This window comes from Paenibacillus beijingensis, assembly GCF_000961095.1.
Classification (GTDB): Bacteria; Bacillota; Bacilli; order Paenibacillales; family Paenibacillaceae; genus Paenibacillus_O; species Paenibacillus_O beijingensis.
In genome coordinates this window covers 2,638,230-2,651,202 of sequence record NZ_CP011058.1, presented here as the reverse complement: position 1 = coordinate 2,651,202, position 12,973 = coordinate 2,638,230, and the positions used below count along the sequence as shown (strand labels likewise).

The window sequence follows — 12,973 nt, the reverse complement described above, 5'->3', positions numbered from 1 at the left end:
AAAAATACAAACATATATTCGTATTTTTCGAATAATTAACAATGAAGCGCCCTTGAAAAATTCGGTCTTGAATTTTATCCCAAAAAGGTGTAAGGTTTAGATACCCGACAAAGAATATCGGAATTAATTCAGATGGAGGAGAGAAAATGGCTAACATTGCAACCAACCTTACGCAGTTAATCGGCAACACCCCTTTGCTCGAGCTTGTCAACTTCAACAGACAAAACGACGCGGGAACGAAGATCATCGCCAAGCTGGAGTACTTCAACCCTGCCGGAAGCGTAAAAGACAGAATCGGTTTTGCGCTTATTAAAGATGCGGAAGAAAAGGGGCTCATCAATAAAGATTCGACGATTATTGAGCCTACGAGCGGCAATACGGGCATCGCGCTCGCCTTTGCAGCCGCGGCGCTCGGTTATAAGCTGACGATTCTGCTGCCGGAGAGCTTCAGTATTGAACGGAGAAAATTGATGACCGCTCTGGGAGCGAATCTGGTGCTGACCCCGGCTGCCGAAGGAATGCCCGGCGCGATCAAGAGAGCCGAGGAGCTTGCAGCGAACACGCCGAACTCCTTCGTACCGCAGCAATTCAAAAACCCGGCCAACCCGGATATTCATAAAAAAACGACCGCGGAAGAAATTTGGCGGGATACCGACGGAGCGGTCGATATTTTTGTCGGCGGCGTCGGCACCGGCGGCACGATCAGCGGTGTGGGCGAAGTGCTGAAAAGCAAAAAAAGCTCGGTGCAAATCATTGCCGTCGAGCCGGCAAACTCTCCCGTCCTTTCCGGCGGCACCAAAAGCCCGCATAAAATTCAGGGCATCGGTCCCGGATTCGTGCCCGATAACTTCAACCGCTCCGTCGTCGACGAGATTGTAACCGTCAAGGACGACGATGCATTCGCAACGGCCCGCTCGCTTGCGAGCTCCGAAGGTCTCATTGTCGGCATTTCGTCCGGGGCGGCGGCGTATGCGGCGCTTCAAATTGCCAAGCGTCCCGAAAACGAAGGCAAAACGATTGTCGTGCTGCTGCCGGACACCGGGGAAAGATATTTGTCCACGGAGCTGTTTCCGGCCGAGTAAGCTGCGCCGGACCTGCTGCGGCAGGATGGCTGCGTCCTTGCCCGGGTTTCGAATCGTGCAAGGAGAAACGGCTGCCGCCGTCTTAACGGGCAGCCATACGTTTCGCGGTGAAAGATAAGAAAGTATAAGCGTGAAACTTATACTTTCTTATCTTTGAACAAAGAAGAGGCAGTCCCGAATTGAACGGGGCGGCCTCTTCTCTCTTTAAAAGCGAGTCATTATGCGATTCGATTGGTGGTTACGTCCCGGTTACGCTGGGGATTCCGATTTTTGCCCGTTCGCCATGCCCACCATTTAAGCATGTAAGGCACGATGAGCAAAATGAACAGAAGACGGAACAATTGATACGAACTGACGATCGAAACGTCGGCATGGACCGTAATTGCCGTTACGCCCATTTCTGCAAGGCCGCCGGGAGCGGTGCTTAAAAATGCCGTCACCAGACTCATCGGATAGACGAGGCTTAGCAGATAGGATAATGCAAGCGAAAACGTTACAATGATGCAAGCGCCTGCGAGCGAGTACGGCAAAAGTCGCCTCAAAGCGCCGATCGTGTCCAGCTTGATGCCGAGGCCCAAATAAATGCCAATACACAGCTGCGCGAAAATAATAAACGGTTTGGGCAGGTGCGGCATCGGCCACCCCGCCGCAGTGAAGACGGCGGAAACGAGAAGCGGCCCCAAAATCCACGGCGTCGGAATTTTGAGTCTCGCCGCAGCCATGCCGGCAATCGGTAGCAGCACGATAACGGCCCATGAAGCCCCGCTCACCTGCTTGTCCGATAAATCCCCCGCAAACGGCCCATTTTGCACGCCATGGATCTGCTCAGCGCCGGCCAGACCGTGTATCGCAAGAAAAGGAACGGTTATGATCACCGTCAGCATCCGGATCGTCTGCATGAACGTAACGATGGCAGGTTCGGCGCCCTGAATCTCTTGGCTGAGCGGAACCATTTGCGACAACCCGCCGGGAATACTGCCCATCATGCTGCTCATCGAGCCGATTCCAGTCCGTGCGGCAATCAGGTATGCAACACCTAAGCTGAGTCCAACCATCATTATGGTGGAGCCTAACATGACGGGAAGTTGTCCGGCGATTTGCCGCGCACTTTCAATCGTAAATGACAGCCCCATGCTGTAGGAGAGCAGCAATTGTCCGGAGTTGCGCAAGCCGACCGGCCAGTGCAGCTTGCGGCCAGTGACAGCCTTCCAGCACACAACTGCGGTTAACGGCCCGAGCATCCAGCTGATCGGCAAATGGAGCAGCATGAACAGTGTCCCGCCTGCCGAACCGACGAGGATCGTTTCGAGCAACCGGTGTGCAGAATCGAATGTAAATCGCCGTTTTTTCCGTTTCACGCGTTAAAGCTTCCCCTTCTCCAAATGCTCAGTCAGATATTGAATGGCAGCCGGTATATCTTTTTGGACGATGGCGTTCAAAATGGTTCGGTGTTCTTCAATAAAAATCTGGAGCACGTCCGGTTGATGTTTGAGCCATTTACCGGCCCGTACAGTGAACTGACGCTCCCTTACCTGCCGATACATCTTGATGAACTGTCCGTTCCCGACGATTTCCAGCAAGTAATGATGGAACAACGCATCATTCTCCAGCAGAGAGGCAAAATCCCCCGCCCGGTAAGCCTCTTCCTGCAGCTCAATGATGCGGGACAGCTCCTTAATGTCGTCTTCTTTAATCCGATCTGCGGCTTGCCGCAGCGAATACGTTTCAACGGCGACCCTCATATCGACCAGTTCGTTCCGTTCCTCCGTCAAAAGCTCGGTAAACACGATGCCCCGGTTGGGCAGGATCTTAAGAAAACCTTCGTGCTGAAGGCGATTTAACGCCTCCCGGATTGGAGTACGGCTCATACCCATCTCGAGCACGAGATTGTTTTCGGAGGTATACTCCTCCTCGCCCCCGATCATCTTTTCTTTTATTTTTTGGTAGGCTTGATCTTTAAGCAACATCTTTCCTTTTTCTTGAATCATCGATATTCACACCTTTAAATTGAATCCCAACTTGAATACAAGCAACTTGTATTCTAACTTGTATACAGGATGATTATAAAGGATCATTTCTCATTTATCAACGGTAATTTACAAAACCCGGTAATTTGCATCACAGAGGAAGGTCAGCAGTTGCGGCCGACGGACAATGAAAAGGTTTGGAAGCACCGTCATGAGACGCTTCACCGCGCGGCGCGCTGAGAGCTCGCGCGGTGCGAAATGTGCGGATTCTCCCAAGCAGACCTGGCCGCGAAACAGAAACCTCCTGCTGCATTTCAGCAAACGAAACGCTTATTGCCGACGCGGGCGATAATTCGCCCCGGCAGCCTTCGCAAATGCTCAAAATCCGGATGGACGACCTGATCCGTAAGATACGCCGATGTCATGCTGCCGAACCTCCGCTTTGCGTTCAGGGAGGCGATGATATCCATCGACGTTCGGATCCCTATGCCGTGCCCGTAATACATATTGTAGCCGAGCAGGACCGTATTCTCCCCCCGCCATTCCGGCGTCTTAGGGTCGTAGTCAGGATTTTTGAAATACAGAATGTCCCCCGGATAAGCCTCATTAATGTTATAGGTCGTCGTAAGGTGCAGATCCCTGTCGTAATTCCAATTGTATAAGAGCAAATCTGCAAAATAAGCGTTGAACGGTCCCGGGCCGATCATATCGAGCACAGCCTTGTACAAGACGATGACGATTGCCGCCGCACATTCAAACGCATACAGATCCCCGTTTCGAAAAATATCGTAGATTCCGTCCGATGGCAGCACCCCGTATCTCAACCGGAACCCCCCGTTAGCCGTACGGGTCCAAAACCTCTCGTTGCAGCGGGATTCGTCAAACGTGGCGAAGTGTACGCCGCTTGCGTTTAAAGCTCTGGCCGCATCCACGATCCGGCTTCTCGTTTGCAATTCAAAACGCAGCGCATCAGCGGAACTGTAACGGTAAACGACCGGACTTTGATCCTTTTGCTGCAGGATATCCCGTTCGAATGGCGCCAGCTGTAACATATCGATTTGCTGCCCATCACTGCCCGAAATAACAATCACGTTTGTTCCCCCGCTCTTCTATTCTCGGATTATAGGTTATTGTACGTGCGGCTGCCATTTCGGTGCAGACCGGGCGCGAAAAAGCGCCGAGCCGCTTCCTGCTGCCGGATTCGTATGAATGGAAAAACGTCCGCCTCACCCATTCGCCTCCTCTGTCCGCCCGTACGGTACAAATAGCTTGCTTCCTGCCGCCTTCGAGCCGAGTCCGGTGCAGCGACCGTTCTCCGAACGCTGACCGCCCATTTTGCAGTTCGGGTGTTGACAGATGCTCCATTATCTTATATGGTTAGTTACATGAGTAATTAACCAGTTTGGTGGTGAAGAAATGGGGTTTGACATGGATGAAAGCCGTCCGATTTTCGTACAGATCGCGGAGCGAATCGAGGACGGCATCATTGAAGGGGCACTGCAGGAAGAAGCGCAGGTTCCATCCACAAATCAGTTTGCATCCCTTTACCAGATCAACCCGGCGACGGCGGCGAAAGGCGTAAATTTGCTCGTTGACCAAGGCATTTTGTATAAGAAGCGGGGAGTTGGGATGTTTGTGGCGGAAGGGGCGCGAGCGAAGCTGATGGAGAAACGGAAAGAGCAGTTTTACGAGCAGTATGTCGTGACGATGATCCGGGAAGCGGAGAAGCTGGGCATTACGGCGGAACAATTGATGGACATGATCCGAAGGAAAGGATGAGGGAGATGGGGAACGCGGTTGAAGTGAGCAGGCTGACCAAAATGTACGGCAGCGTCAAAGCGCTCGACGATGTCAGCTTCAACATCGAAGCGGACAAAATTTACGGACTGCTCGGCCGGAACGGCGCTGGAAAAACGACAATCATGCATATTATTACGGCGCAGCTGTTCGCCTCGGAAGGGAAGGTGAAGGTGTTCGGGGAAGCGCCTTACGAGAACAATCGGGTGCTCGAACAGATTTGTTTTATTAAGGAAAGCCAGAAATATCCCGACACCTTCCGCATTGTCGACGTGCTGGCAATGGCGGAGACGTTCTTCCCGAACTGGGACCGGGAGTACGCCGGTGCACTGCTGGAAGATTTCCGGCTCCCGCTGAAACGGCGGATGAAGCAGCTCTCCCGCGGAATGCTGTCCTCCGTCGGCATCATCGTCGGATTGGCCAGCCGGGCGCCGCTGACGATCTTCGACGAGCCCTACCTCGGCCTCGACGCGGTGGCGCGAAGCTTGTTTTATGACCGTATGATCGAGGATTATGCGGAGCATCCGCGGACGGTCGTTCTATCCACCCATCTGATCGACGAGGTAAGCCGCATTCTCGAACACATCATCGTCATCGACAACGGCCGTATCATGATCGACGAAGAAGCCGAAGCGCTGCGCGGCCGGGCGTACAGCATCGCCGGTACGGCGGCATCGGTCGAGACGTTTGCGGCCGGCAGGACCGCGCTCGACCAGAGCACATTCGGTCCGCTCGTTACGGCGACGTTTATGGGCGTCCTGGATGGTACGGTTCGGCAGCAGGCGGAAAAGCTCGGTTTGAACCTGGTCCCGGTCACGCTGCAGCAGTTGGTCGTCCAACTGACGAAGAGCAATTCCGGCAGAAAGGAGACGAATGCATGATGAACAAAACAGCCAGCGTCATCAAGATGCATCTGAGGGACAAGTGGACATGGTTTTTCGTTCCGTCCTTTGTCGTATCAATCAGCTTTGTGGTCAATCTGATCGTCGGCGCTTTCCTTGAAGAGCCGTTATATACAGGCGGACTCACGTCGGTTCATATCTATGTGCTCGTCGCCGGGATGATTGTACTGCCGCAGACGTTTCCCTTCGCGCTTGGTTTAAGCGTTCGCCGCACCGATTACTTTTGGGGGACGGCGGCGGCGGTTGCGCTGATGGGGCTTGCCACCTCCCTTCTGATGACGATCCTTTCGATTGCCGAGGATAAATGGACGAATCATTGGGGCGTCGATCTGTATTTTTTCAACCTGCCGTATTTGAGCGCCGGCAATGCGCTCGTGGAGCTGGGGGTCCATCTGCTCCTGCTGCTGCACCTGTTTTTTGTCGGATTTGTCATTGCAAGCATGTTTCGGCGCTTCGGCCGCAACAGCCTGTTGATCTTCTTCGCTGCCATTATCGCCCTCGGCTCTTGTCTGTCGCTCATCTTGACGCGGAACAGATGGTGGATCGACGTCTTCGACTGGCTCGGCGCCCGCACCGCCTTCGAACTTGTTTTATGGCTGACGCCGCTCACCGCCGTCTACTTCCTTTTGTCCTATATGCTGCTTCGGCGCTCCACCGTTTGATGATCCAGTGCGGCAAGCCGTCCGGAATTCCCGGACGGTTTTTTTATCGCTTTGGCCAACAGCAGCGCCGGACGTTAATGCCGCTTCGCTCGTATGAACCTGGTAGTGCCAATACTACGATTGACGATGTGGCTACAAACGCCCTCCTTCTTAGGATCCGAAATATCGGCTAACCTAAAAGTGCGGCAAAAAGGCAACCGCTGCATGAGAGGATTGCCTGCTTATATACCCGTGCACGGATTCAGCCGCCGCGCTTCAATCCAATCGTGAAGGAGGAACTACGCTTTGAAAACAGCCGTTTTGCATCAAACAGGATCGCCGCTAGAGGTCATCGAAGTCTCTCCTCCCATGCTGATGCCCTCCAGCGTTCGTGTGCGCGTATTGGCGACGCATGTGCTATCGTTCACCCATCTTGTCGTCGGAGGGCAGTTTCCGTTCCCGCTTCCGACGCCGTACACACCCGGCCTTTGCGCCATTGGAACCGTGGAAGCCACTGCGGACGACGTTACCGGTTTAGCGGTCGGGCAGAAAGTGTTCTGCAGCCCACTTATCGTCTCCCGAAACAACGCTGAAAGCCCGGAGCGCATTTTAAAAGGCTGGATCGGGATGACGGCGAATTGCGGCGATCTGCTTAACCAATGGAAAGAAGGCACTTTTGCAGAGAAGACCGTCTATCCGGTGGAATGCATTACCCCGATTGACTCAATCGGCGGCTACGATAACGCGCAGCTGGCGTGTATGTATTATTTATGCATCGCTTACGGCGCTTTGCTGCGCGCGGAGTTTAAGCCCGGACAATCCGTCCTGATCAACGGCGCCACCGGCAATTTAGGTACCGCATCCGTGCTCGTGGCGATGGCGATGGGTGCAGCCCGCATTTACGCGGTAGGCCGGAATGCGTCCGTGCTGCAGTCATTGACCGAGCTTGATCCAAAGCGGATCGCCGGCGTCCAGCTTCCAGTGCAGACGGAAGATTACCGGGAGGCGCTCGCGAAGCGGATCGAAGAGGTCGATGCCTTGATCGATGCGGTAGGGCTGATCGACGATCCGACTCTGCTGGAGACCGGATTGTCCCTGCTCAAACAGCGCGGAACGGCCGTATTTGTCGGCGGCTTTACGACCGATGTACCGCTGTCTTACTTGACGACGCTCGTGAAGGAGCTCAACATTAGAGGCTCGTCCATGTATCCAAGCTCCGCACCGGCGGACATTGTCCGCATGATCGAGTCCGGCCTCCTGAATCTGGCTGCTTTTCGTCCGCAAACGTACCGGCTCGGGCAAATTAATGAAGCGATTGCAAGCGCCGCCGAATTCCGCGGGCTCGAATACTGCATTTTGCAGCCGTAGCTTGGGGGATATGCGATGAAAGCGATTGAAGATCAAGTCATTATGGTTACGGGATCGACGGACGGGACCGGCAAGCAGACTGCCATCGGCCTGGCGCAAAAGGGCGCCACCGTGCTGCTGCACGGCAGAAACCATACGAAATGTGTCCGGGCTAGATTCCGTCACCGGCCGGTATTTTGACCAGAAACGCGAATCGAGAGCGTAGCCGCAAGCCTATGACACCGGTTTCCGGCAATGGCTGCGGCGGTACAGCGAAGAAATGACGATGCTTTAATCGGACCGTAGCCCGAGGCAGCCGGAGCGAAAGGCAAACATGTCGTGCGGTACGAGCTTCAGCGAAGCGCGATTCAGGGATCGGGATTGTAGATAACCGAGAAGTAATTTTTGAAATACATGCATTCGTACATCAATTTTCTTTTTGTTTATCGACAACGTAAAAATTCCTGCAATAATACTTTTTTTGCCGGCCCAATCTCACGTTCAGTCAATAAAGCTTCGAATACCTGTACGATCGCAGGTATTTCCTCTCGACATGCGATTTCGACCGATAATAACTGCACATTCGCAGGTATAGAGAGGCAGGACCTCCAACTCCAAACAGGCAGGACCTCCAACTCCGCTTTGCCGGCGGGACTGGAGGTCCTTTTTTAAGTCAAATTTGGGACTTGTTCATTCATGCGAACACTAGTGGGACAGCCTCTTTATGAAGTCTGCTGCGGAACCGTTATTGGTTCAGAAGCTTATCGGCTTTGCTTGCCGCTTCGCCAAGCGCCGCTTCGGCCGTAACGGAAGGATCGACAACCGCGCGCGAAATTTCGTCGACGATGTTTTTCGCGATTTCCGGATATACCTTCAGCATCGGACGCGGACGGCCATACTGCAGCTGGTCCACGGCGATTTTGAACAGCGGTTTTTCCTCATACAGCTTTTTCATTTCGTCGCTGTCCACGGCCGACAGGCGGCTCGGCAAGTAGCCGGTATAGGAGCTGGCGTAGATCGTTTGCTCTTTTTCCGTCATCCATTTGATGAATTTCCAGGCCGCTTCCTGCTTCTCCTGCGGCAGCTTGGCGGACATAACGAGGTTGCAGCCGCCGGTCGGCACGCCGTACTGCTTGCCCGCCGGCATAAAGGCGGCGCCGAGCTCGAAACCGTTCTCCTGGGCCACTTGCATCTGCTTCGTCAAATCGGCTGTAGAGGAGAACAGCATCGCCGAGCGCTGGTTTTGGAAATCGGTCTTGGCCAGAGCGCCCTTGTCGTCGGTCGTCGGCATGCTGATAATGCCTTCGTTCTTCATCTTGAGCCACAATTTGAGAGGGTCGATGCCGGCCGCAGAGTTAAACTCCGCTTTTTTGCCGTCTTCGCTGATCATCTTGCCGCCGCCTTGCGCGACAAACGCTTCATAGAACCAGATGTCCGGCGGCAGGGTGATGCCGACCCGCTTATCCTTCACGGTCAGCTTGCGTGCGTAATCCTCGAATTCCTGCCAGTTTTTCGGTCCGTTCGGATCAAGCCCCGCTTCCTTAAGCAGCGTCTTGTTGAAATACAAAAGCGGCGTACTGCGCAGATAAGGCAGCCCGTACAGCTTGCCGTCCACATACGAATTGCCCATCAGACCGGGATTGAAATCGTTCAGGTCAAGCTTGTCCTTCTCGGCGAACGCCGTTAAATCCTGAGTCATGCCGGACTGGGCAAAGACGCCGATAAACGAAATTTCATTTTGCCATACATCCGGTGCGTTCCCCGCGGCGAAGGCGGCCTGCGCTTTGGCGTTCTGCTCATCGTAGCTGCCTTGATACTCCGCCTTTACAACGATTTCATCCTGCGATTCGTTGAACATTTTCACGAGGTTTTCGTTGTTTTCGCCGATTTTGTCGCCCCAGGAATACCAGTAGGTCAGCTCGATTTTTTTCTTCTCGCCCGCAGCTTGACCGGTCGAAGCGGAAGCGGCTTCGCCGCCAGTCTGGGAACCTGTTTCCGAATTCGCGCCGGAGCCGCAAGCGGCGAGCAGCGAGATCGACAAAAGCGCAGCAATGGAACCGATTTTTTTCATGAAAAAATGAACCCTCCCATTAGATCGTTAATAGATCGTTAATGTTTCACATCGTTAATGATGAACTTACTTAACCCCCGAATAAACGAACGCTTTAATGATTTGCCGCTGTGCGAAAAAGAAGACGATTAAAATCGGGATCACCAGAATCATATTTCCGGCCATCAAAATGTGCCAAGCCGTGCCGCCTTCCACCTCCCTTAACTTAGTAATGCCGATCGGAAGCGTCCTGGCCGCATCGGTGGTCGTCATGACAAGCGGCCAGAAATAATCGTTCCAGTGAGCGATAAAGCTGAACAGGGCAAAAGTTACCAGCGTCGGCCGCGCGAGCGGAATCATGATCCGGTAAATGATTTTCCATTCCGTGGCGTCGTCCAGCCGTGCCGCTTCGAGCAGTTCCTCCTGCGCCTGCATGAAGGACTGCCGCAGCAAAAAGATGCCGAAGGCGCTGGAGGAGAACGGAAGAATAAGACCGAGAAGCGAGTTCAGCATGCCCCATTTGCTGAGCAGCAGGTACACCGGCAAAAAGATAAGCTGGGAAGGAATCATCAGCGTGACCATCGTCAGGCCGAACAGCACCCGGCTTCCCCGGAAACGGTACCTTGCAAACGCATAGGCCGCCGAGACGCACGTCACAAGCTGCAGCAGCAAAATGCCGACGGATACGATGAGACTGTTCATGAAATAGTTCAGGAACGGCCCGGAGTTCCAAGCCTTCGAGAAATTTTCCCAATGGATCTGGTCCGGAATCCACTTCGGCGGGAAAATCACCGTCTCGCCGTACGATTTGACCGAAGTCGAAATCATCCATACGAACGGAATGACGAACATCGCGACCAGGATTGCCAAACAGAGTGTATTCAGCCATTTTGAAGCGGTTTTGGCAAGTGTCATAGTTGCCTCCTTTCTGGAATAGACCCATCAAGCTGCGCAGCGTCCCTTTTTTAGGAAACAAATTATAGAGCGTAACAACACTTGTTTTTACGGTCTTTTGGATACTATCCCGCTCGCTCAGGAAAACGTTTAGGTTTGGTTCCTCCCGTTGAAAGATGGTTCCATAGGTTTGTCAGGTAACTTCCTGAGTAAAAGGAAGCCCCGGATTCTAACCTTGTCAGGGGTTATCGAACCCAAGAATCCGGGGACGGAGGCGATTCGGTTGCATCAAACCCGCCCGCGCAGCGCCCTTTTTCACGCCTACCGGTAATGCACTTTCCGGCTCAGCAGCTTGAAATAGAGCAGCGTCAGCACGCCGACGGCGACAAGCAGCACGACGCCCGCTGCGGAAGCATAGCCGATTTTGAAAAATTTGAACCCGTACTGATAAATGTAAAAGACGAGCGTATTCGTTGAGTTCACCGGTCCGCCCTGCGTCATAATCGCGATCGTCTCAAACACCTGGAACGAGCCGATCATGTTGATGATCGTCAGAAAGAACAAGGTCGGCGACAGCGCGGGCAGCGTGATCCGGTAAAGGGTTGTAAGCCGAGGCGAGTCGTCGAGCGCGGCCGCCTCGTACAGATAAGGCGGAATGCTCTGCAGACCGGCGATAAACACGAGCGTATTGAAGCCGAGTCCTTTCCAGACGGCTACAACCACAAGGGAAAAGAGCGCGCTCTTCGGATTGGTGAGCCACTCCGACCGGGGCAGCCCGACCGTATCGAAAATCCAGTTGAGCAGCCCGAACCTCGGGTCCATCAGCCACATCCATACGAGCGATACCGATACGAGCGAAATGATGTGCGGACTGAAAATCGCGCCCTGTACAAAGCCGTAGATCATGCCCTTCCGGTTCAGCCACAGCGCCAGCAGCAGCGAAAGGATCGTAGTCAGCGACACCGTCAGCAGCATGTACTGAAATGAATTGCTGAGCACCTGCATAAACTCCCGGCTGTCGAACAGCTCCTCGAAGTTGCCGAGGCCGATGAAGTTCTTGTCCGGACTGATAAAGTCCCAGGAATGAAAGCTCAAATAAATCATGTAAAAGATCGGATAGATGAAAAAGATCGAAAAAACGGTAAGCGCCGGCGCAACCATAACATAAGGACGGAGGCTGGACCATCGCATCATCCGAACATGCCTCCCGCCGCCAGCTCGGGCGCGGTGTGCTCCTCCGCTTCCCGGTTCCGGCGCCCGTCACCGTCAAAGTAATACAAATCTTCATACGGAACCGATACCGTTACATCCGTTGCCAGCTCAAGCGGCTTTAAAAAGCTTTTCACATGGAAATTGCCGGCGCTTGACTGCAGCTGGTAGATGATTTCGGCGCCAAGCGTCTCCCGTGTAACGATCCGGGCTTTCAAATTGAGGCAGCCCGGCTTCTTTCCGTCCTCAATGATGGCCTTCTCGGGCCGGAAACCGACGTATGCCGGCTCCGAACCGGTCCGTCCTCCCCCCAGGGCGGCGCAGCTGAGCATGTTCATCGGCGGCGAGCCGATGAATTCCGCCGTAAACCGGTTGGCGGGATCGTTGTAAATATCCATCGGACTGTCGGACTGCTGCACTATGCCGCCGTTCATAATGATGATCCGATCGCCCATCGACATCGCCTCCACCTGATCGTGGGTGACGTAAATAAAGGTCGTCCCGATCCGTTTGTGCAGCTGAATGAGCTCAGCCCGCATCTGGCTTCTGAGCTTCGCGTCCAGATTGGACAGCGGCTCGTCCATCAGGAAGACGTCGGGCTTCTTGACCATCGCCCGCGCCAGCGCCACCCGCTGCCGCTGCCCGCCGGACAGGGACTGCGGTTTTTTGTGCAAATAGCTGCTCAGCCCGACGATTTCCGTAATATCCGCGATGAGCCGTTCTCTTTCCGCCTTCGGCACCTTGCGGTTTTTCAGCCCGAACTCGATATTTTCTTTCACGGTCATCATCGGGTACAGCGCATAGTTCTGAAACACCATCGCCACGTTGCGCTTTCCCGGTTCAACCCCGTTCACGCAGCGGTCGCCGATCCAAATTTCGCCCGCGGTCTGTTTTTCCAGCCCGGCGATCATCCGCAGCGTTGTGGACTTGCCGCATCCGGAAGGACCGACCAGCACCGTAAACGAGCCGTCCTCGATCGTCAGGTCTAAGCTGCGGACGACGTGGTCCTTGCCAAAGCTTTTCTCCACCTGTTTCAATGTGATTTGTGCCATCTTCGTCACCCCTTTGTTCGTTTCAGCTGCTC

General features: G+C 54.0%; 13 protein-coding genes. 6 read left to right on the top strand and 7 right to left on the bottom strand.

Annotation, left to right across the window (positions count from 1 at the left end; translation table 11 throughout):
- Window positions 1–146 precede the first annotated feature (146 nt).
- Entirely contained in the window at window positions 147–1,082 is a 936-nt protein-coding gene (gene cysK, locus VN24_RS12030) for a cysteine synthase A (protein WP_045670607.1), read from the top strand.
- 218 nt (window positions 1,083–1,300) lie between these two features.
- On the opposite strand, the gene VN24_RS12025 is transcribed toward cysK, so the two are convergent.
- From VN24_RS12025 to VN24_RS12015, 3 genes are all read right to left on the bottom strand, one after another.
- The gene (locus VN24_RS12025; RefSeq protein WP_052702913.1) at window positions 1,301–2,440 is read right to left on the bottom strand and encodes an AbrB family transcriptional regulator; all 1,140 of its coding nucleotides are present in this window, start codon (window positions 2,438–2,440) and stop codon (window positions 1,301–1,303) included.
- 3 nt (window positions 2,441–2,443) lie between these two features.
- Window positions 2,444–3,070 (bottom strand): GntR family transcriptional regulator, encoded by a 627-nt coding sequence (locus tag VN24_RS12020; RefSeq protein ID WP_045670606.1) that lies wholly within the window; start codon window positions 3,068–3,070, stop codon window positions 2,444–2,446.
- A 293-nt stretch (window positions 3,071–3,363) separates the two neighbouring features.
- Window positions 3,364–4,140 (bottom strand): protein-glutamine gamma-glutamyltransferase, encoded by a 777-nt coding sequence (locus tag VN24_RS12015; RefSeq protein WP_045670605.1) that lies wholly within the window; start codon window positions 4,138–4,140, stop codon window positions 3,364–3,366.
- 325 nt (window positions 4,141–4,465) lie between these two features.
- On the opposite strand from VN24_RS12015, the gene VN24_RS12010 reads away from it, so the two are divergent.
- From VN24_RS12010 to VN24_RS27695, 5 genes are all read left to right on the top strand, one after another.
- Window positions 4,466–4,828 carry a GntR family transcriptional regulator gene (locus VN24_RS12010; protein WP_045670604.1) on the top strand — a complete coding sequence of 121 codons (363 nt, stop codon included), beginning with the start codon at window positions 4,466–4,468 and terminating at the stop codon, window positions 4,826–4,828.
- A gap of 5 nt (window positions 4,829–4,833) precedes the next feature.
- Window positions 4,834–5,727, top strand: a complete 894-nt coding sequence (locus VN24_RS12005) for an ABC transporter ATP-binding protein (RefSeq protein ID WP_193790111.1) — start codon at window positions 4,834–4,836, stop codon at window positions 5,725–5,727.
- The gene (locus tag VN24_RS12000; protein ID WP_052702912.1) at window positions 5,724–6,410 is read left to right on the top strand and encodes a hypothetical protein; all 687 of its coding nucleotides are present in this window, start codon (window positions 5,724–5,726) and stop codon (window positions 6,408–6,410) included. The genes VN24_RS12005 and VN24_RS12000 overlap by 4 nt, the downstream gene beginning before the upstream one ends.
- A 285-nt stretch (window positions 6,411–6,695) precedes the next feature.
- Window positions 6,696–7,757 carry a zinc-binding dehydrogenase gene (locus VN24_RS26315; protein ID WP_052702911.1) on the top strand — a complete coding sequence of 354 codons (1,062 nt, stop codon included), beginning with the start codon at window positions 6,696–6,698 and terminating at the stop codon, window positions 7,755–7,757.
- Window positions 7,758–7,772: 15 nt separating this feature from the next.
- Window positions 7,773–7,937 (top strand): hypothetical protein, encoded by a 165-nt coding sequence (locus VN24_RS27695; RefSeq protein ID WP_158453670.1) that lies wholly within the window; start codon window positions 7,773–7,775, stop codon window positions 7,935–7,937.
- Window positions 7,938–8,481: 544 nt separating this feature from the next.
- Here VN24_RS27695 and VN24_RS11990 read toward each other — a convergent pair.
- The 4 genes from VN24_RS11990 to VN24_RS11975 form a co-directional block, all read right to left on the bottom strand.
- Window positions 8,482–9,807 (bottom strand): ABC transporter substrate-binding protein, encoded by a 1,326-nt coding sequence (locus tag VN24_RS11990; protein ID WP_045670602.1) that lies wholly within the window; start codon window positions 9,805–9,807, stop codon window positions 8,482–8,484.
- A gap of 66 nt (window positions 9,808–9,873) precedes the next feature.
- Window positions 9,874–10,701 (bottom strand): carbohydrate ABC transporter permease, encoded by an 828-nt coding sequence (locus tag VN24_RS11985; RefSeq protein WP_045670601.1) that lies wholly within the window; start codon window positions 10,699–10,701, stop codon window positions 9,874–9,876.
- Window positions 10,702–11,001: 300 nt separating this feature from the next.
- A complete protein-coding gene (locus tag VN24_RS11980) occupies window positions 11,002–11,874 on the bottom strand; it encodes a carbohydrate ABC transporter permease (RefSeq protein ID WP_045670600.1) in 873 nt (290 codons plus the stop codon).
- Window positions 11,871–12,941: an ABC transporter ATP-binding protein gene (locus VN24_RS11975; protein WP_045670599.1), complete on the bottom strand. Its 1,071-nt coding sequence runs from the start codon at window positions 12,939–12,941 to the stop codon at window positions 11,871–11,873. The genes VN24_RS11980 and VN24_RS11975 overlap by 4 nt, the downstream gene beginning before the upstream one ends.
- Window positions 12,942–12,973 lie beyond the last annotated feature (32 nt).